The organism is Massilia sp. BHUDP2 (assembly GCF_046236355.1).
Classification (GTDB): domain Bacteria; phylum Pseudomonadota; class Gammaproteobacteria; order Burkholderiales; family Burkholderiaceae_D; genus Telluria; species Telluria varians.
In genome coordinates this window covers 957,548-974,995 of sequence record NZ_JBJUVW010000003.1, presented here as the reverse complement: position 1 = coordinate 974,995, position 17,448 = coordinate 957,548, and the positions used below count along the sequence as shown (strand labels likewise).

Below are 17,448 nucleotides of genomic sequence, written 5' to 3'. Positions count from 1 at the left end.
AGGCCTTGACCCCACCGCAATCATGTTCATCTATTAATATATGTTTCCTTAGAGAACTATATTACACGCTTTCCCCGCTGTGGGTCCGCACAATTGAATAGACATGTGTAGAGCGCAACATTTTCAGTTGGGACATATGCGGGTCACAGCTTTTTTGATGCGCAGCAGCACCCGATAGCGGATAATCATCCGACAACATACCAACGCACCATGCTGGAGCAATCGTGATTTTCGGTTTCCTCAAGTCGCCCAAGATGTCGCCGCGCCTGCACCGCCTGAAGAACCTGGCGCTGTTCTCGGCATTGACGCCGCTGGAACTGGAAATCGTCGACGGCCTGTTGCACGAGCGCCGCTACCTCACCGACGAGATCGTTTTCGACGAGGGCGAGGAAGGCCAGGCGCTGTACCTGATCATGAGCGGCCGGGTCCTCATCAGCAAGCTGCATGAGGGCAGCAACCAGGTGGTGGCCGAGCTCGGCCCAGGCAGCTTCTTCGGCGACCTGGCCCTGCTCGACAACTCGCCGCGCAATGCGCAGGCACGCGCCGTCGAGCCCTGCGAGATGGCGGTGTTCTTCCGCGCCGACTTCCTCGGATTGCTGGAGACCGACGCCGTGATCGGCTACAAGATCTCGCTGGCGCTGGCACGCCACATCGGCCTGCGCCTGCGCGAATGGATGGGCACCGGCCGTCCCCAGCTGGAAGCCCTATGAACCGCAGCGAGCGCGCCGGGCCGGTCGTCTGGACCGGCATCATCGCCGCCACCTGCGTGCTGCTGCTGGTGGTGCAGCAGATGCTGTGGCTGGCCCTGCCCTTCCTGTTCGGCGGGGTACTGCACTACATCCTGGTCGGGCCGATGCAGCGCCTGGTGCGCGGCGGCTACGGCCGCAATGCCGCGGCGATGCTGGTCTGCCTGGGCTTCTTCGCCGCCCTAGCGCTGGCCCTGACCGCGGCTTTCTCGTGGAGCCGCGGGCCGGAAGAAGAATCCTGGGAACAGACGGTCGGCCTCTACCTCGACGGCGGGATCGCCTTCGTGCACAACACCATGACCCTGCTCGAGAAGCGCTTCCCGCTGCTGGCCGAGATGCGCCTGACCTCGACCGTGAACGGCATCTTCCGCGCCCATACCGACAACTTCGCCGAAAAGCACCTGGGCGAGATCCTGGTCGCGCTCGCGACCTGGGTGCCCTCGCTGCTGCTGGCGCCCTTCCTCGCCTTCTTCTTCCTGCGCGACGGCCTGCGCTTCAAGAAATTCCTGGCGCGGGCAGTACCGAACGCCTATTTCGAGCGTGCCTTGTACCTGCTGCACGAAGTCGACCAGACCGCGCGCCGCTATTTCGAGGGCCTGCTCAAGCTGACCGTGCTCGACACGGCGGTGCTGGCGCTGGGCCTGTGGACCATCGGCGTGTCCTCGCCGCTGCTGCTGGGCCTGTTCTGCGCGGTGCTGGCCTGGGTGCCTTTCGTGGGCTCGGTGGTCGGCTGCGTGCTGGTGGTGATCGTCGCCTCGACCGATGCGCCCAGCAATCCCTTCATCGCCTACGGCGCGATCGGCGTGTTCGTGCTGGCGCGCCTGCTGGACGACTTCGTGTTCATGCCCCTGACCCTGGGGCGCAGCATCCGCGTCCATCCCCTGGTGACGGTCTTGATGATCTTCATCGGCGGCGCGCTGGCCGGCGTGGTGGGACTGATGCTGGTGCTGCCGCTGCTGGGCGTGGTGATGGTGGTGGGCGAGACGCTGGGGCGCCTCGTCACCAATCCGCGCCTGCGCGCCCGGCACCGCTACGCGCGCACCCTGCGCACGCGCCAGGCCAGCATCGACCTGGATGTCGCCCATGAGCGGCGCGCACGCACGGTGCCGGGGATAGAGAGCTAGTGCATCTGGATCTCGCCCCGGAACGCTGAGCCCGACCCGTTCGATCCCGCGTTGTCGTAATCGACGACCACGGCGCCGCTGGCGGGATCGGTATGCCAGATCTTCAGCCCGACCCGTCCCGTCGCGCCGCTAGCGCCTGCCGCCGTGTTCAGGCTGAAGCGGTAGCCGCTGCGGCCGTTGAGGCTGCCGCTGCCCTCGAAGCCGCGTGCCCCGGACTGCTTCACCATGCGGATGTCCTCGCTGCTGAACTGCAGTCCGGTGCCGTTGAGGCTCAGGCGCGGCGCCGCCTTGCCGCCGGACGGGAACAGGAAGCTGAGGTCCACCCGGTCGACCCTGCTGCCGGCCGCCTTGTGGGCGCCTCGCGGGGACATGAACCAGCCGCTGGCGGCCGTCACGCCGGGCGCCGCTTCGTAGGCCACGACGGTGCGGCTGACGGTCGCGCCCTTGCCGCTGCGGTCGGCGACTTTCGCCTGCAGCGTGTAGACGCCGGGCGCCGCATACGCGTGCTGGGCACTGGCGGCGCCGCTGCCCTCGCGCATGCGCATGCTGCCCTGCTGGTCGCCGCTGCCGTCGCCCCAGTTCCACAGGACGTTATGGCTGGCGGCCTTGTCCTCGCTCGCCGTGCTCAGTGAGGATGCGAACGGCCGGCCCACCGGCACCAGGCCGTTGGCCACGACCGGGCCGACCGACTGCGTGCGGGTCGGGCAGCTGTCGGGCACCAGCAGCACGATGCCGGCATTCGATTCGGCCATGATGTAGCCGTCGTCGGAGATCGCATAGGCATTTCTCACGACCAGCCCGGCCGGCGCATTGCGCAGGCGCGCGTTCAGGTCGACCATCCCGCCCTTCGGCGTCCACAGGAAGGCGTGAAAATCCAGGTCGTTGACGGTGAACGACCCGCCCACCACCTCGCGCTTGTTGTTGCCGCCCTGGGCCAGCGCGTCGCTGCCGCCCAGGGTGCCGAGGATGCGCATGCCGCTTTCCCGGGTCCAGGAGAACGGGCGCCGGTCGCCGCCCTGGGAAACAAAACCGGTCAGGTGTCCGTTCGGCGACAACTCCTGTACGAATGCTTCGTGCCGGCTGGCGGGCCCGATATCCCGCATCCCGGTGTGCCGCGTCCAGATGAAGGCATGGATGGCGGCATCGCCGTGTATCGTCGATTCGCCCGCTATCAGGCCGTTGTCGGCGATGTCGAGCGCGGACGACGTCGTGCCGCCCAGGGTACCGAGATCCTGCAGGCCTTTCTGGCGTGTCCACAGAAATGCATGGTAATTGCCGTTGTTCAGGGTCGCTGCGCCCGTAACCTCGCCCGCCTCGTTGATCCCGCTGGCAGCGCTGGCACTGTCGGGACGCGAACCGAGCAAGCCGAGATCGCGCATGCCTTCGCGCGGACTCCACAGGAATGCGTGGAGCCTGCCATCGGGAGCATAGGCGTTTCCCACCACCTGGCCCAGGTTGTTGATGGCATTGGCGTTGGAATAACCGTCCCCGCCAAGGGTGCCGAGGTCACGCATGCCGCGCGCCCTGCTCCAGATGAAGGCGTGATAGATCTCGCCGGGAGCCTCCGGGGTGCCGACGTCGCGGATGAAGCCGGCGCCGACGACCTGTCCGGCATCGTTGAGATCAGTGACTTGCGTGGTCCGGCCGTTGAGCGAACCGATATCCACCAAAGTACTGCCGTCGTAGAACCAGCCACGGATCAGGCCTCCGGTCCCGGTCGAGAACGCGAGCTGGTTGCGGGCATTGAACATGCCGATCCCCGCTTGCAGGCTCTCGCCGGACGGACGCAGGTTAATCACGCGGTACATCGTCGCCGGACGCGCTTTTTCGAGCGCCAGTGCGTCCGGCGCCGGCGCTTGCCAGGCGGCGGACGTGCCCGCGATGAGCATGCTGCCGAGCAGGCATGCGGACAGCCGGAGCAGGCCGTGCGGCGCCCGGCCTGGGTCGTGTATGCGATTCACTTTGTGCTCCCGGAAAAGAAGTGATCGAACAGGTTGTCGGCCTGCGCCGGCGACCCTCCGCATCCGATTGTGGCGCTGCGTCCCGGCGCGATCCTGTGCGCGCACAAGGTCCCTACCAGCTTGTTTTCCGGCCAGATTTCCCTGTAAATAGGCGAAAAAAAACCGGAGACCAGCTCCGGTTCTTGTGTCGGCAAGGTGGCTTATTTACGCGCCGCTTTCGGCTTGGTCTTGATCGTATCCAGGATCGAGGGCCGGGCCTTGGACGATGCCACCACGGCCGTGGCCGGCGCACGTTCCACGCGTACCTGCACCTTGTCGCGTCCGGCACGCGCCGGGCCCGGACCGCGCTTGCCGACCTCGCGCTCGGTGACCGGCGCACCGCCCGGCACCATGCGCTTGCGGTCCCATTCCGGTCCCGGCTCGGCGCCCGCCGGCGGCACCAGGTGGCGCTCGCCCGTGCCGATCAGGTCGCCACGGCCCATGCGTTTCAGGCCCTCGCGCAGGACCGGCCAGTTCTCCGGATCGTAGTAGCGCAGGAAGGCCTTGTGCAGCTTGCGCGTCTTGCCGCTCTTGGCGGTTTCGACGACTTCCGAATCTTCCGTCACCTTCGCCAGCGGGTTCTTGCCCGAGTGGTACATGGTGGTGGCCATCGCCATCGGCGTCGGCGTGAAGGTCTGCACCTGGTCGAGCCTGAAGTTGTTCTTCTTCAGCCACAAGGCCAGGTTCAGCATGTCCTCGTCGGTCGAACCCGGGTGGGCCGCGATGAAGTAGGGAATCAGGTACTGCTTCTTGCCGGCCTCGATCGAGTACTTGTCGAACAGGCGCTTGAACTCGTCGTAGGCGCCGATGCCCGGCTTCATCATCTTCGACAGCGTGCCCTGCTCGGTGTGCTCCGGCGCGATCTTCAGCAGGCCGCCCACGTGGTGGGTAACCAGTTCCTTCACGTACTCGGGCGAACGCACGGCCAGGTCGTAGCGCAGGCCGGAACCGATCAGGATCTTCTTGATCCCGGGAATGGCACGCGCCTTGCGGTACAGCGAGATCAGCTTGCTGTGGTCGGTCCCGAGGTTGCTGCAGATGGTCGGATACACGCACGACAGGCGGCGGCAGGATTCCTCGATTTTCTTGTCCTTGCAGGCCAGGCGGTACATGTTGGCGGTTGGGCCGCCCAGGTCGGTGATGGTGCCGGCAAAGTTCTTGGTGGTGTCGCGGATCAGCTCGATCTCGCGCAGGATCGAGGGTTCCGAGCGGCTCTGGATGATGCGGCCTTCGTGCTCGGTGATCGAGCAGAAGGTACAGCCGCCGAAGCAGCCGCGCATGATGTTCACCGAATAGCGGATCATCTCCCAGGCCGGGATGTGGGCCTTGCCGTAGCTCGGGTGCGGGGCGCGCGCGTACGGCAGGTCGTAGACGTTGTCCATCTCGTCCATGGCCAGCGGCAGCGGCGGGGCATTCAGCCAGACGTCGCGGTCGCCGTGCTGCTGCACCAGCGCGCGCGCATTGCCCGGGTTCGACTCGAGGTGGAACACGCGCGAGGCGTGCGCGTACATCACCGGGTCTTCGCTGACGGTCTCGAAAGAAGGCAGGCGCACCACGGTTTTCTGGGCCTTTGCGCGGGCGGCGGCCTGGCGCTCTTCGCGCGTCATGATCACCACCGGTTTCACTTCCGGTTCCGGCTTGGCGTTTTCGGTGGCGCAGGCCTTGGTGTCTTCCTGGGCCATCGCGTAGGGGTTCGGGTGCGGGTCGACGCGGCCCGGCACGTCGACGCGGGTCGAGTTGTGCACGCTCCACTCTTCGTCCGGCAGCCAGCCGTGCGGCACCAGGAAGGCGGTGCCGCGCAGGTCACGGATGTTCTTGATGTTCTCGCCCGCGGCGATGCGGCGGGTGACGTCCACCAGCGCGCGTTCGGCGTTGCCGAAGATGAGCAGGTCGGCCTTCGATTCGAACAGCACCGAGCGGCGCACCTTGTCCGACCAGTAGTCGTAGTGGGCGATGCGGCGCAGCGAGGCCTCGATGCTGCCGGCGATCACCGGCACGCCCGGGAAGGCTTCGCGGGCGCGCTGGCAGTACACCGTGACGGCGCGGTCGGGGCGCTTGTTCGGCTCGGCGTTCGGGGTGTAGGCATCGTCGGAACGGATCTTGCGGTCGGCCGTGTAGCGGTTGACCATCGAGTCCATGTTGCCGGCGGTAATGCCCCAGTAGAGGTTCGGCTTGCCGAGCGCGCGGAAGGGCTCGACCGAGGTCCAGTCCGGCTGGCTGATGATGCCGACGCGATAGCCCTGCGCTTCCAGCAGGCGGCCGACCAGCGCCATCCCGAAGCTCGGGTGGTCGATGTAGGCGTCTCCGGTGACCAGGATGATGTCGCACGAATCCCACCCGAGCTTGTCCATTTCGGCACGGGACATCGGGAGGAAAGGCGCGACGGGAGCGCGGCTGGAGCGCTTCGGGACGCTCGCGAAAAGGTTTACTGGGGAGTTCATTGGCCGGTATTGTACCGGAAAACCATTTTTTGGTCTCCCGCAGGCCCAAAAAATGGCTTACTTATCAATGAGTTGCAGCTCAGATACCCATATTCGACAGCATATTGCCGAGCTGGCGCAGGCCGGCCGAGAAGGTCGGGTGGTTCGCATCGAAGCGGGCCGCCAGTTCCTGGGTACGGGAAGACAGGCCGTAGGTGTTCTCGTCGAGCTCGTTCTCGGCATGGCGCGCCAGGGCGCGGTCGATGTCGCCGTCGAGCTGGCGCAACAGGGTTTCCAGTTCCGGGTCGACGTTATCGGTTTCCTGCAGGTGGCGGTGCAAGGCTTTCAGGTGCGCCTTCAGGTTCGCATCGCGTTCGTGTTCGTTCTCGTTCAGCATTGTCGCTCTCGCTAGTTGGTGAAGCGGGTCTCGAGGTACAGCGCCTCGACCTGCTCGCGCGCCCATGGGGTGCGACGCAAAAACTTCAGGCTCGACTTGATGCTCGGGTCTTTCTGGAAGCAATTGATGTCGATCCGGCGGCCGAGTCCCTCCCAGCCGTAGTGCTCGACGAGGCGGGTTAACAGGGATTCTAAAGTAATACCGTGGAGGGATTGAACACTCATCGCTTGGGGGATGTGCTGTTGATGGGAATTGCGGGAGTGTATACAAGCGCCGGCCGCATTGCACGGCCGGCGCCAAACGGGCTTACTCCCCCGTCAAGCCGCGGCGTTCCAGCAGCGGACGCACCTGCGCATCACGGCCGCTGAAGTTGCGGTACATCTGCATCGCATCGAGGGTGCCGCCGCGCGACAGCAGGGTCTTGCGGAAGTGGTCGCCGTTCTTGCGGGTCAGGCCGCCGTTCTCCTTGAACCAGTTGACGGTGTCCGCGTCCAGCTTCTCGGCCCACAGGTAGCCATAGTAGCCGGCCGAGTAGCCGCCCGAGAAGGTGTGCGAGAAGTAAGTGGTGCGGTAGCGCGGCGGAACCAGCGCGAAGTCCACGCCCGCTTTCTTGAGCGCGTCAGCCTCGAAGGCCAGCACGTCGGTCGGGATCTGGTTCGGCGACAGCTGGTGCCAGGCCTGGTCCAGCAGCGCCGCGGCCAGGTACTCGGTGGTGCGGAAGCCTTCGTTGAACTGCTGCGAAGCCTGCACCTTGTCCAGCAGCTCCTTCGGCATCGGCGCGCCGGTCTGGTAGTGCTTGGCATAATTCGCCAGTACTTCCGGCCAGGTCATCCACATCTCGTTCACCTGCGACGGGAACTCGACGTAGTCGCGCGGCACGCGCGAGCCCGAGAAGCGCGGATACTTCACGTCCGAGAACATGCCATGCAGGGCGTGGCCGAATTCGTGGAAGGTGGTGCGCACTTCGTCGTAGGTCAGCAGGGTCGGCTCGCCGGCGGCCGGCTTGGCGATGTTCAGGTTGTTCGCGATGACCGGCTTGGTGCCCATCAGCTTGCTTTGCGGGACCCAGGCATTGGCCCAGGCGCCGCCGCGCTTGTTCGGGCGCGCGTACGGATCGAAGGTGAAGATCGCCAGCTGCTTGCCGTCGTGGTCGAACACGTCGAACACGCGCACGTCCTCGTTATAGGCCGGCAGGTCCTTGCGCTCCTTGAAGCTGATGCCGAATTCCTTGTTGGCGGCGAAGAACACGCCATCCACCAGCACGCGGTTCAGCTCGAAGTAGGGCTTGAGCTGGTTGCCGTCGAAGGCGTACTTGGCGGCGCGTACCTTGTCGCTGTAGAAGGCCCAGTCGTGCGCGGCGGCCTGGAAGCCGCCCTTCTCCTGGTCGATCGCCTGCTGGATCTCGGCTGCTTCCTTGCGCGCGTTGTTCACGGCCGGCTTGGCGAATTCGGCCAGCAGCTGGTTCACCGCCTTGGTGTCCTTGGCGGTCTGGTCGGCCAGGTTGTAGGCCGCGTGGTTCGGGTAGCCCAGCAGCGCGGCGCGCTGGGCGCGCAGCTTGGCGATCTTCAGCACGACGTCGCGGTTGTCGAATTCGCCGCCGCGCGAGCCGCGCGCCAGCGAGGCCGCCAGCAGCTTCTCGCGGGTGGCGCGGTTGGTCAGCACCGACAGGCCGGCCTGCTGGGTGGTGTTCACGACCGGGATCACGAACTTGCCGTCCAGGCCACGCTTCTTCGCCTCAAGCGCGGCGGCGTCGATCGCCTTGTCCGACATGCCGGCCAGTTCGGCGCGGCTGTCCACCACCAGGGCCGAGGCATTCGCTTCCTTCAGCACGTTCTGGGCGAACTGGGTCGACAGCCCGGCCAGCTGGCCGTTCATCTCTTTCAGTTTCTGCTTGTCGGCGTCGGACAGCTGGGCGCCGGCGCGCACGAAGTCGGTGTGGTAGCGCTCGATCAGGTACTGGCCCTCCGGGTCCAGGCCCAGCTTGCTGCGCTTGTCGTACAGCGTCTTGATGCGGGCGTACAGCTTCGAGTTCAGGCGGATCGCGTCGTTATGGGCCGACAGCTTCGGCGCCAGTTCCTTGTCCAGGGCCTGCAGTGCGTCGTTGGTGTACGAACCCTTCAGGGTGCCGAAGGCGGCGCCGACACGGTTCATCAGCTGGCCCGAACGCTCCATCGCGACGATGGTGTTTTCAAAGGTGGGTGCTGCCTTGTTGTTGGCGATCGCCTCGATTTCCAGCGCTTCCTGGCGCATCGCTTCGGCAAAGGCCGGGGCGAAGTGCTCGTTCCTGATCTTGTCCCAGGCCGGGTAGTTGAACGGCAGGGTGCTCGGCTTGGCGAAGGGGTTCGAGGCTTCGAGCATCGAAGCCGGGGCGGCGTAGGCCATGCTGGCGGCGGCGCTGGCGGCGGCGACCAGCAGGATGTGTGGACGGATCATGGTGTCCTCGTTATGGTTTTAGTTGAAGGATGCTGCAATCAAAAAGCCGGCGCGAGCGCCGGCTTCATCGACATCAGTTCAGGCCACGGCGCTCGAGCAGCGGCTCGATGACCGGATCGCGGCCGCGGAAGTCGCGGTACATCTGCACCGCATCCATGGTGCCGCCTTTCGACAGCACCATCTTGCGGAAGCGGTCGCCGTTCTTGCGCTGCAGGCCGCCGTTTTCCTTGAACCATTCGCCGGCGTCGGCATCCAGGCGCTCGGCCCACAGGTAGCTGTAGTAGCCGGCCGAGTAGCCGCCCGAGAAGGCGTGCGAGAAGTAGGTCGAGCTGTAGCGCGGCGGGACCGGCGCGAAGTCCAGGCCCGCGTCACGCAGTGCCTGCTCTTCGAAGGATTTCACGTCCGTCGGGATGGCCTTCGAGCCGAGCTGGTGCCAGCGCTGGTCGATCACCGCCGCGGCCAGGTACTCGGTGGTGCGGTAGCCTTCGTTGAACTTCTGCGAGGCGCGCAGCTTGTCCAGCAGTTCCTTCGGCATCGGTTCGCCGGTCTGGTAGTGCTTGGCGTAGTTGGCCAGCACTTCCGGCCAGGCCATCCACATCTCGTAGACCTGCGACGGCAGCTCGACGTAGTCGCGCGGCACGCTGGTGCCCGAGAAGCGCGGGTACTTCACCTTCGAGAACCAGCCGTGGGTGCCGTGGCCGAATTCGTGGAAGGTGGTGCGCACTTCGTCCCAGGTAAGCAGGGTCGGCTCGCCCGGCGCCGGCTTGGCCAGGTTCAGGTTGTTGGTGATGACCGGCTTGTTGCCCAGCAGGGTGCTCTGGCTGACCAGGGCGCCCATCCAGGCGCCGCCGCGCTTGTTCGAGCGCGCGTACGGGTCGAGCACGAAGATCGCCAGGTGCTCGCCGTTCTCTTCGAACACGTCGTACACGCGCACGTCGGCGTCGTACACCGGCAGGTCCTTGCGCTGCTTGAAGGTGATGCCCCACAGCTTGTTGGCGGCGAAGAAGGCACCGTCGTTCAGCACGCGGTCGAGTTCGAAGTAAGGCTTGAGCTGGTTGGCATCGAAGGCGTACTTGGCGGCGCGCACCTTGTCGCTGTAGTAGTTCCAGTCGTAGGCGGCGACCTTGAAGCCGCCCTTCTCCGCATCGATCACTTCCTGGATCTCGGCGGCTTCCTTCTTGGCGTTGCGCACGGCAGGCAGAGCCAGGTCGGACAGCAGCTTGTTGACGGCGGTGGTGTCCTTGGCGGTCTGGTCTTCCAGCGAGTAGGCGGCGTGGCTGCTGTAGCCCAGCAGCTCGGCGCGCTCGGCGCGCAGCTTGGCCAGCTGCAGCACGATGTCGCGGTTGTCGAATTCGCCGCCGCGCGAACCGCGCACGGTCGAGATCGACAGCAGCTTCTCGCGGGTGCCGCGCACGTTCAGCGTCGACAGCGGGCCCTGCTGGGTGGTGTTCACGACCGGGATCACGAACTTGCCGTCCAGGCCGCGCTTCTTCGCTTCGGCGGCGGCGGCGTCGATCGCCTTCTCCGGCAGGCCGGCCAGCTCTTCGCGGGTGTCGACCACGAAGGCCGAGGCATTCACTTCCTTCAGCACGTTCTGGCTGAACTGGGTCTGCAGGGCGGCCAGCTTGCCGTTGTACTCGCGCAGCTTCTGCTTGTCGGCATCCGACAGCTTGGCGCCGGCGCGCACGAAGTCCTTGTGGTAGCGCTCGATCAGGTATTTGGACTCGGCGTCCAGGCCCAGCTTGTCGCGCTTGGCGTACAGGGTCTGGATGCGCTGGAACAGTTTCGGGTTCAGGCGGATGGCGTCGCCGTGGGCGGCCAGTTTCGGCGCCAGCTCCTTGTCCAGGGCCTGCAGGCTGTCGTTGGTATAGGAACCGACCAGGGTGCCGAACACGGTCGACACGCGGTTCAGCAGACGGCCCGAACGCTCCATCGCGACGATGGTGTTCTCGAAGGTCGGCGCGGCCTTGTTGTTGGCGATCGCTTCGACCTCAAGCGCCTGTTCGCGCATGCCTTCGGCGAAGGCCGGGGCGAAGTGCTCGTTCTTGATCTTGTCGAAGGCCGGGTAGCCGTACTGGAGGGTGCTCGGCTTGGCGAACGGGTTGGTCGCGTCGAGCGGCGCGGCATAGGCCAGGTTGGCCATCGCGACGCTGGCCGCGATCAGGAGCATACGGGGACGATTCATGGTGTCTCGGATGGTGATTGAACTACGTTGGAACACGCCTGCCTTTCGCCGCCGGGCTTGTGGCCCGGCGGCGAAAGGCGCAGCGCAGGAAAAGATTTAATTACCGGTCAGGCCCCGGCGTTCCAGCAAAGGCTCGATGACCGGATCGCGGCCACGGAACTGACGGAACAGGTCCATCGCATCGGCGCTGCCGCCACGCGACAGCAGGGTCTTGCGGAAGTGGTCGCCGTTCTTGCGCGACAGGCCGCCGCTCTCGGTGAACCACTGCACGGTGTCGGCGTCGAGCTTTTCGCTCCACAGGTAGGCGTAGTAGCCGGCCGAATAGCCGCCGTTCATCGAGTGCGAGAAATAGGTCGTGCGGTAGCGCGGCGGCACCGGCGCGAAGTCGACGCCGGCGTCCTTCAATGCCTTGGCCTCGAAGGCCAGCACGTCGCTCGGGACCTGGGACGGCTTGAGCTGGTGCCAGCGCTGGTCGAGCAGCGAGGCGGCCAGGTATTCGGTGGTCATGTAGCCCTGGTTGAACTTTTTAGAAGCGACCACCTTGTCCAGCAGCTCTTTCGGCATCGGCGCGCCGGTCTGGTGGTGCTTCGCATAATTGGCCAGCACTTCCGGCCAGATCGCCCACATCTCGTTGACCTGCGACGGGTATTCGACGAAGTCGCGCGGCACGTTGGTGCCCGAGAAGTGCGGATACTTCACGTTCGAGAACATGCCGTGCAGCGCGTGGCCGAACTCGTGGAAGGCGGTGCGCACCTCGTCATAGGTCAGCAGCGTAGGCTGGCCCGCGGGCGGTTTCGGGATGTTCAGGTGGTTGCCGACCACCGGCTTCTTGCCCAGCAGGTGAGATTGCGACACGTATTCGTTCATCCAGGCGCCGCCCTGCTTGTTGCCGCGCGCGTAGGGGTCGAACAGGAAGATCGCCAGCTGCTTGCCGTCGTGGTCGAACACGTCGAACACGCGCACGTCCGGATCGTAGACCGGCAGGTCCTTGCGTTCCTTGAAGGTGATGCCGTATTCCTTGGTGGCGGCGAAGAACACGCCGTCCACCAGCACGCGGTTCAGCTCGAAGTAAGGGCGCAGCTGGTTCTCGTCGAAGTTGTACTTCGCGGCGCGCACCTTGTCCTGGTACAGCGGCCAGTCATACGAGGCGACCTGGAAGCCGCCCTTCTCCTTGTCGATCACCTTCTGGATCTCGGCCGCTTCCTTGCGCGCGTTATTGACTGCCGGCTTGGCCAGCTCGGCCAGCAGCCGGTTGACGGCAGCCGGGTTCTTGGCGGTTTCCAGTTCCTGCGAATAGGCCGCGTAGTTCGGATAGCCCAGCAGCGCGGCGCGCTCGGCGCGCAGCTTGACCAGGCGCAGCACCAGCTGGCGGGTGTCGAATTCGCCGCCGCGGCTGCCGCGGTTCAGGGACGCCGCCATCAGGCGCTCGCGGGTCTTGCGGTTGGTCAGCGTCGCCAGCGGCGGCTGGCTGCTGGTGTTAACGATGGCGATCGCGTACTTGCCCTTCAGGCCACGCTTTTCCGCCTCGCTTGCCGCGGCATTGATCTCGGCGTCGGAGAAACCGGCCAGCTCCCCGCGGGTGTCCACGATCAGCGCCGAGGCATTGGCTTCCTTCAGCACGCGCTGCGAGAAGTCCGACTGCAGCGAGGCGATCTCGGCGTTGTATTTCTTGAGCTTGTCCTTGTCGGCGGCGGACAGGTTGGCGCCCGCGCGCACGAATTCCTTGTACACGCGCTCCAGCAGGTGCTTCGATTCGGCGTCCAGGCCCAGGGTGGCGCGCTTGGCGTGCAAGGTCTTCACGCGCTGGAACAGGGCCGGGTTCAGGTAGATCGCGTCGTTGTGCGCGGCCAGCTTGGGCGACATCTCGCGGTCGACCGCGTCCAGCACGTCGTTGGTGTTGGCCGTCTGGAGGTTGGAGAACACGGCGGCCACGCGCGCCAGCATCTGGCCGGCACGCTCCATGGCGACGATGGTGTTCTCAAAAGTAGGCGCCGCCTTGTCCCTGGCGATCGCGTCGATCTCGCGCAGGTGTTCGGCCATGCCTGCGGCGTAGGCCGGCAGGAAGTGCTCGTTCCTGATCTTGTCGAAGGCCGGGTAATTCAGCGGCAGGCTGCTGGGCTGGGCGAACGGGTTGGCGGCGTCGAGGGCAGGCGCTGCCGGTGCAGCCACTGCGGCGTGCGCGAGCGCGAGGCTGGCGGCAACGATGAACAGGTGTGGTCGGTTCATGCGATCTTTCGGACTCTTTTGAAGGAGCTGCCGGGAGTGCTCGACAGCCGTTGCGCGACGATCATAGCAGGCTTATACGCACGTCGTCACAATAAAAAAGGTATGTATGGCACATGTATCGGCCATGTATCGGCATGTATCGGCCATGTATCAATTCTGGCCGTGCTAGCATCCGTTTTCACCATGGAATCCCTCACCCAACGCTCCTACGACGCCATCGTCGTCGGCACCGGCCCCGGCGGCGCCAGCACGGCGCGCGAACTGGCGCGCGCCGGCGCCCGCGTCCTGGTGCTCGAACAGGGCAGCGCCGCGCCCCTGGCCGGCACCCTGGGCCAGATGGCCACCATGGCCCTGCCCGGCCGCGGCGCCTGGCTGCACCGCGACGCCTCGCTGCTGGTGGCCGGTACCGCCCTGGGAGGCAGCTCGGCGCTGAACTTCGCCACCGCCGCCCCGCCCCCTGCCGCCATGTTCGCCGCCCACGGCATCGACCTGGCGCCCTATCTCGCCGCCTTGCGCGCGGAACTGCCGCTCGCGCCCCTGCCCGACAGCCTGGTCGGCCCGATGGCGGCGCGCATCATGGCGGCGGCTCGCGCTGCCGGTTTCAACTGGGAAAAGCTCGACAAGATGATCCGCCCGCAGGCCTGCCGCAGCGGCTGCTGGCGCTGCGTGTACGGCTGCCCTTACGGCGCCAAGTGGAGCGCGCGCGATTTCGTCGAGGAAGCCGGCCGCCACAGCGCCGTGCTGCAGGACCGCAGCCGGGTGCGGCGCGTGCTGGTGGAAGACGGCCGCGCCGTCGGCGTGGAATACCGGCGCGAAGGCGGCACGCACACGGTACGGGCGCAGACGGTGGTGCTGGCGGGTGGCGGCATCGGCAGTCCGCGCCTGCTGCATGCCTCCGGCCTGGGGCCGCGGCTGGCGTCCTTCTTCAGCGATCCGGTGGTGGCGGTAATGGGGAGCGTGGATGACGTCGACGGCGGCGCCGAAGTGCCGATGGCGGCCGGCGCCAGTTTTCCCGAAGAAGGCATCGCGCTGGCCGACCTCACCTTGCCGGCGCCGATGTACGCGGCCTTCGCGCTGCAGGCCGGCCGGGTCGACCGGGTGGGTGCGCACCGGCGCACGCTGAGCATCATGGTAAAGATCCGCGACGACATCGGCGGCGCGGTCGGCCCGCGCTGGGTGGACAAGCGCCTGAGCCCAGGCGACCGGGCGCGTCTTGACAAAGGCATCGGGATGGCGCGCCGGATCCTGGAACAGGCGGGCGCACGACAGGTCTTCGCGACCCAGCATTTCGCCGCCCATCCCGGAGGGAGCGTGCGCATCGGCGAAGGCGTGGACAGCGCGCTGCGCGCCGCGCCCGGACTCTACGTGTGCGACGCCTCGGTGATCCCGCAGCCATGGGGATTGCCGCCGACGCTCACCCTGCTGTGCCTGGGCAAGCGGCTCGGCGCCATGCTGGCCGGCGCCGCTGTCAGTAGTGAGGCGGTTTCTCGTTGACCGGCCCCTGGCGGGTGGACTGCAGGGTGCGGACGTGGTCCACCAGGGAGGCGACCAGGGCTTCGAGCTGGTCGATGCGGCGGCCCTGGCGGTAGATGGTATCGTTCAGCGTCTCGACCAAGTCTTCCTGGTGCGCGAGCTTGATTTCAATATCGACGAATCGGTCTTCCTGGCTCATGCTCTACCCCGCGCGCAAAGCCGGCATTATGACAGAGTCACAAGCCGGCCAGGCGCGCGCGGCAGGCGTCAACCCAGCGGGAACTCGATGCCGTTGTTGATCAGGCCGATCACTTGCGCCTGGTTTTCCGGGCTCTCCGAGAAGAAGGCCAGCACCTCGGCACGCGAGGCCTGTTTCAGGCCATTGACCCAGAAGTCGAAGCCCGCACCTTCGGCCGGACGGTGCAGCACGTGGGCGTACAGCTTGCTCACGAAATAGCTGTCCGACGGGTCGGTCGAATACAGGGCCTGGGCTTCCTTGTCGGCCAGGAACATCTGCGAGATCTGGGTCAGCGTGTAATTGCCGGTATCCAGGGCCTTGATCCAGAACGACAGGCCGCCCTTGTCCGGCTCGCGGTCGAAGGCGGCGCGGTACAGGCGGTAGACCTCGCCGGCCGAGCCGTCGATGTCGAGCGCCACCATGGTGTCGCCGAACTGGATGCGCTCGACGTTGACCAGGTTGTCGATGCCCAGCGCGCCGCTCTTGTCGGTCACGCTCACGCCGTAGACGCCGCGCTCGATCGTGAAGCCGGCGCGGGCGCCGTTGTACACGACGGTATCGAGGCCGGCGCCGCCGTCGACCGCGTTGTTGCCCGCGCCCGGCGTGAAGGTGTTGTTCAGGCTGTTGCCGGTCAGGTTGAGCATGCTGTCGATGGTGAACTGCATGCGGTTCGCCGCGCTGGTGGCGTTGTCGGCGATGTCGACCGACACGGCGGCCACTTCATAGGGGCCGTTCGGCAGCGCCACCGAGTCGATCCGCCAGCTGCCATCGCTCTTGACCACGGTGCGGCCGATCTCGGTGGCGTCGCTGATGCGCACCAGCTGGATCGTGGTGCCGGCCTCGGCGGTGCCGCTGAAGACCGGCTGATTGCCGCCCGCGCCCAGGGCCAGCGTCGAGGTCGGGATCACCGGCGGCGTCGCGTCGACGTTGAAGCTGACGGCGTTGCTGAATGCCGAGACGTTGCCGGCGGCGTCGGTCGCGCTTGCGCGCAGCGAGTAATTCAGGCCGTCATTGAAGGCGCTGGCGACCACGCTGAACAGGCCGTTCGCGTCGGCGCGGGTTTCGGCCACGATGCGTTCGCCGTCGTAGATGCGCACCAGGGCGTTTGCTTCGGCCGAGCCGGTGACGAGCGGCTTGTTGCCGGACGTGTAGCCGGCGGCGTTCTTCGACACCGACAGCGCCGGCGCCGCGGGCGGCGTGACGTCGCTCGTGACCTGGGAACGCTGGTACTGTCCGTCGGTGAAGGCGAGCAGTTCGATGTTGCTGAGCGTGGCAGTGCCCAGGGTCGCGTGCGTCACGAGCAGGCTGCCGCTGCCGTTCTCGCTGAAGGTGTATTCGCCACGGCCACGGCTGAACACGACGGTGTCGGTGCCGCCCCCGCCGTCGATGACGTCGTTGCCGCCGAGGACGACGATGCGGTCGTTGCCGGCCGTGCCGGTGATGCGGTCGGCGCCGGTGGTGCCGGTGATGAAGCGCCCGCCTGCGTCGACGCCGAGCGCGCCGCCCAGGCCATCGCCGCCGTACAGCCAGTTCAGCGCGGCGATGTCGTAGGGGCTGAAGGTGCTGTACGGTCCGCCGGTATCGGTGTACGACATGATCGTATTGCCAGTGTTGTCCTGCTGGAAGGGGAGATGGATGTGGTCGTGCTCCTCCCCCTCATGGAAGGGATGCTTGAGGCCGAGCGCATGCCCCAGCTCGTGCAGCAAGGTCTGGTAGCCCTCGCTGCCCGGTACCGGATTGCTGTTCTGCGCGCGCCATTCCACGTTATCGAGATAGACGTAGGCATTCGGCTTGTATCCGACGACGTTATTGCCGATGTACGAATACGGTCCGTTCCAGCTGCACAGGCCCGTCGTCTGGCTGCCTTCGAGGTCGAGGTTGGCCAGGTGGATCTGGGCATTGCTGCCGTTCGAGGTTTCGACGAACTGGATGCCGGTGACCTGCTGCAGGTAGGTGAAGGCCGACCGCGCGGCAGTCTGCTGGTTGATATTGAACGCAGCCTGTCCCGTCACCGGCGTGCCGGTTTCCGGGTTCACTTCGGTTCCCGACGACAGGTCGAAGGTGTAATAAATCGTGTTCGGCGTCACGCCGATCATGTAGTTCCAGTCGGGGCCGATATCGAGCAGCGCATCGATGTGATTCAGCCCGGACAGGGGGGTCGTGGTCAGGTCGGTAACGGTTGCCATGCTTGAGATAGTCAGAAAGT

12 protein-coding genes are annotated in these 17,448 nt (G+C 66.0%); 3 read left to right on the top strand and 9 right to left on the bottom strand.

The window, feature by feature from the left end:
* Nucleotides 1-224 precede the first annotated feature (224 nt).
* Entirely contained in the window at nucleotides 225-710 is a 486-nt protein-coding gene (locus tag ACK6C6_RS21130) for a cyclic nucleotide-binding domain-containing protein (protein WP_027866491.1), read from the top strand.
* On the top strand, nucleotides 707-1,870 hold the full coding sequence (locus ACK6C6_RS21125) for an AI-2E family transporter (protein WP_209589768.1): 1,164 nt from the start codon (nucleotides 707-709) through the stop codon (nucleotides 1,868-1,870). Before ACK6C6_RS21130 ends, ACK6C6_RS21125 begins: the two co-directional genes overlap by 4 nt.
* Here the strand turns inward: ACK6C6_RS21125 and ACK6C6_RS21120 are convergent.
* The 7 genes from ACK6C6_RS21120 to ACK6C6_RS21090 form a co-directional block, all read right to left on the bottom strand.
* Nucleotides 1,867-3,831 (bottom strand): hypothetical protein, encoded by a 1,965-nt coding sequence (locus ACK6C6_RS21120; protein WP_409269114.1) that lies wholly within the window; start codon nucleotides 3,829-3,831, stop codon nucleotides 1,867-1,869. The two genes, ACK6C6_RS21125 and ACK6C6_RS21120, sit on opposite strands and share 4 nt — an antisense overlap.
* A 200-nt stretch (nucleotides 3,832-4,031) precedes the next feature.
* A complete protein-coding gene (locus ACK6C6_RS21115) occupies nucleotides 4,032-6,236 on the bottom strand; it encodes a YgiQ family radical SAM protein (RefSeq protein ID WP_409269112.1) in 2,205 nt (734 codons plus the stop codon).
* 154 nt (nucleotides 6,237-6,390) lie between these two features.
* The gene (locus ACK6C6_RS21110) at nucleotides 6,391-6,687 is read right to left on the bottom strand and encodes a DUF4404 family protein (protein WP_027866486.1); all 297 of its coding nucleotides are present in this window, start codon (nucleotides 6,685-6,687) and stop codon (nucleotides 6,391-6,393) included.
* An 11-nt stretch (nucleotides 6,688-6,698) separates the two neighbouring features.
* The gene (locus ACK6C6_RS21105) at nucleotides 6,699-6,911 is read right to left on the bottom strand and encodes a VF530 family DNA-binding protein (protein ID WP_027866485.1); all 213 of its coding nucleotides are present in this window, start codon (nucleotides 6,909-6,911) and stop codon (nucleotides 6,699-6,701) included.
* An 82-nt stretch (nucleotides 6,912-6,993) separates the two neighbouring features.
* Nucleotides 6,994-9,120 (bottom strand): M3 family metallopeptidase, encoded by a 2,127-nt coding sequence (locus tag ACK6C6_RS21100; protein WP_409269110.1) that lies wholly within the window; start codon nucleotides 9,118-9,120, stop codon nucleotides 6,994-6,996.
* A gap of 73 nt (nucleotides 9,121-9,193) precedes the next feature.
* Nucleotides 9,194-11,305, bottom strand: coding sequence for a M3 family metallopeptidase (locus ACK6C6_RS21095; RefSeq protein WP_409269109.1), 2,112 nt, complete (start codon nucleotides 11,303-11,305; stop codon nucleotides 9,194-9,196).
* A 96-nt stretch (nucleotides 11,306-11,401) separates the two neighbouring features.
* Entirely contained in the window at nucleotides 11,402-13,531 is a 2,130-nt protein-coding gene (locus tag ACK6C6_RS21090) for a M3 family metallopeptidase (protein WP_409269108.1), read from the bottom strand.
* 183 nt (nucleotides 13,532-13,714) lie between these two features.
* Here ACK6C6_RS21090 and ACK6C6_RS21085 point away from each other — a divergent pair, with 183 nt between their 5' ends.
* Nucleotides 13,715-15,025, top strand: coding sequence for an FAD-dependent oxidoreductase (locus ACK6C6_RS21085; RefSeq protein WP_409269107.1), 1,311 nt, complete (start codon nucleotides 13,715-13,717; stop codon nucleotides 15,023-15,025).
* Here ACK6C6_RS21085 and ACK6C6_RS21080 read toward each other — a convergent pair.
* Both ACK6C6_RS21080 and ACK6C6_RS21075 read right to left on the bottom strand, forming a co-directional pair.
* Nucleotides 15,000-15,203 (bottom strand): SlyX family protein, encoded by a 204-nt coding sequence (locus ACK6C6_RS21080; RefSeq protein ID WP_027866480.1) that lies wholly within the window; start codon nucleotides 15,201-15,203, stop codon nucleotides 15,000-15,002. The two genes, ACK6C6_RS21085 and ACK6C6_RS21080, sit on opposite strands and share 26 nt — an antisense overlap.
* Nucleotides 15,204-15,271: 68 nt before the next feature.
* Complete coding sequence (locus ACK6C6_RS21075; RefSeq protein WP_409269106.1) at nucleotides 15,272-17,428, bottom strand: DUF4214 domain-containing protein; 2,157 nt, start codon at nucleotides 17,426-17,428, stop codon at nucleotides 15,272-15,274.
* Nucleotides 17,429-17,448: the final 20 nt, after the last annotated feature.

What these genes read in the sequence shown, in the direction of transcription:
- ACK6C6_RS21125 (WP_209589768.1), top strand. Translation starts at nt 707, where the DNA reads ATGAACCGCAGCGAGCGCGCCGGGCCGGTCGTCTGGACCGGCATCATC.
- ACK6C6_RS21115 (WP_409269112.1), bottom strand. Translation starts at nt 6,236, where the DNA reads ATGTCCCGTGCCGAAATGGACAAGCTCGGGTGGGATTCGTGCGACATC.
- ACK6C6_RS21110 (WP_027866486.1), bottom strand. Translation starts at nt 6,687, where the DNA reads ATGCTGAACGAGAACGAACACGAACGCGATGCGAACCTGAAGGCGCAC.
- ACK6C6_RS21105 (WP_027866485.1), bottom strand. Translation starts at nt 6,911, where the DNA reads ATGAGTGTTCAATCCCTCCACGGTATTACTTTAGAATCCCTGTTAACC.
- ACK6C6_RS21100 (WP_409269110.1), bottom strand. Translation starts at nt 9,120, where the DNA reads ATGATCCGTCCACACATCCTGCTGGTCGCCGCCGCCAGCGCCGCCGCC.
- ACK6C6_RS21095 (WP_409269109.1), bottom strand. Translation starts at nt 11,305, where the DNA reads ATGAATCGTCCCCGTATGCTCCTGATCGCGGCCAGCGTCGCGATGGCC.
- ACK6C6_RS21090 (WP_409269108.1), bottom strand. Translation starts at nt 13,531, where the DNA reads ATGAACCGACCACACCTGTTCATCGTTGCCGCCAGCCTCGCGCTCGCG.
- ACK6C6_RS21085 (WP_409269107.1), top strand. Translation starts at nt 13,715, where the DNA reads ATGGAATCCCTCACCCAACGCTCCTACGACGCCATCGTCGTCGGCACC.
- ACK6C6_RS21080 (WP_027866480.1), bottom strand. Translation starts at nt 15,203, where the DNA reads ATGAGCCAGGAAGACCGATTCGTCGATATTGAAATCAAGCTCGCGCAC.
- ACK6C6_RS21075 (WP_409269106.1), bottom strand. Translation starts at nt 17,428, where the DNA reads ATGGCAACCGTTACCGACCTGACCACGACCCCCCTGTCCGGGCTGAAT.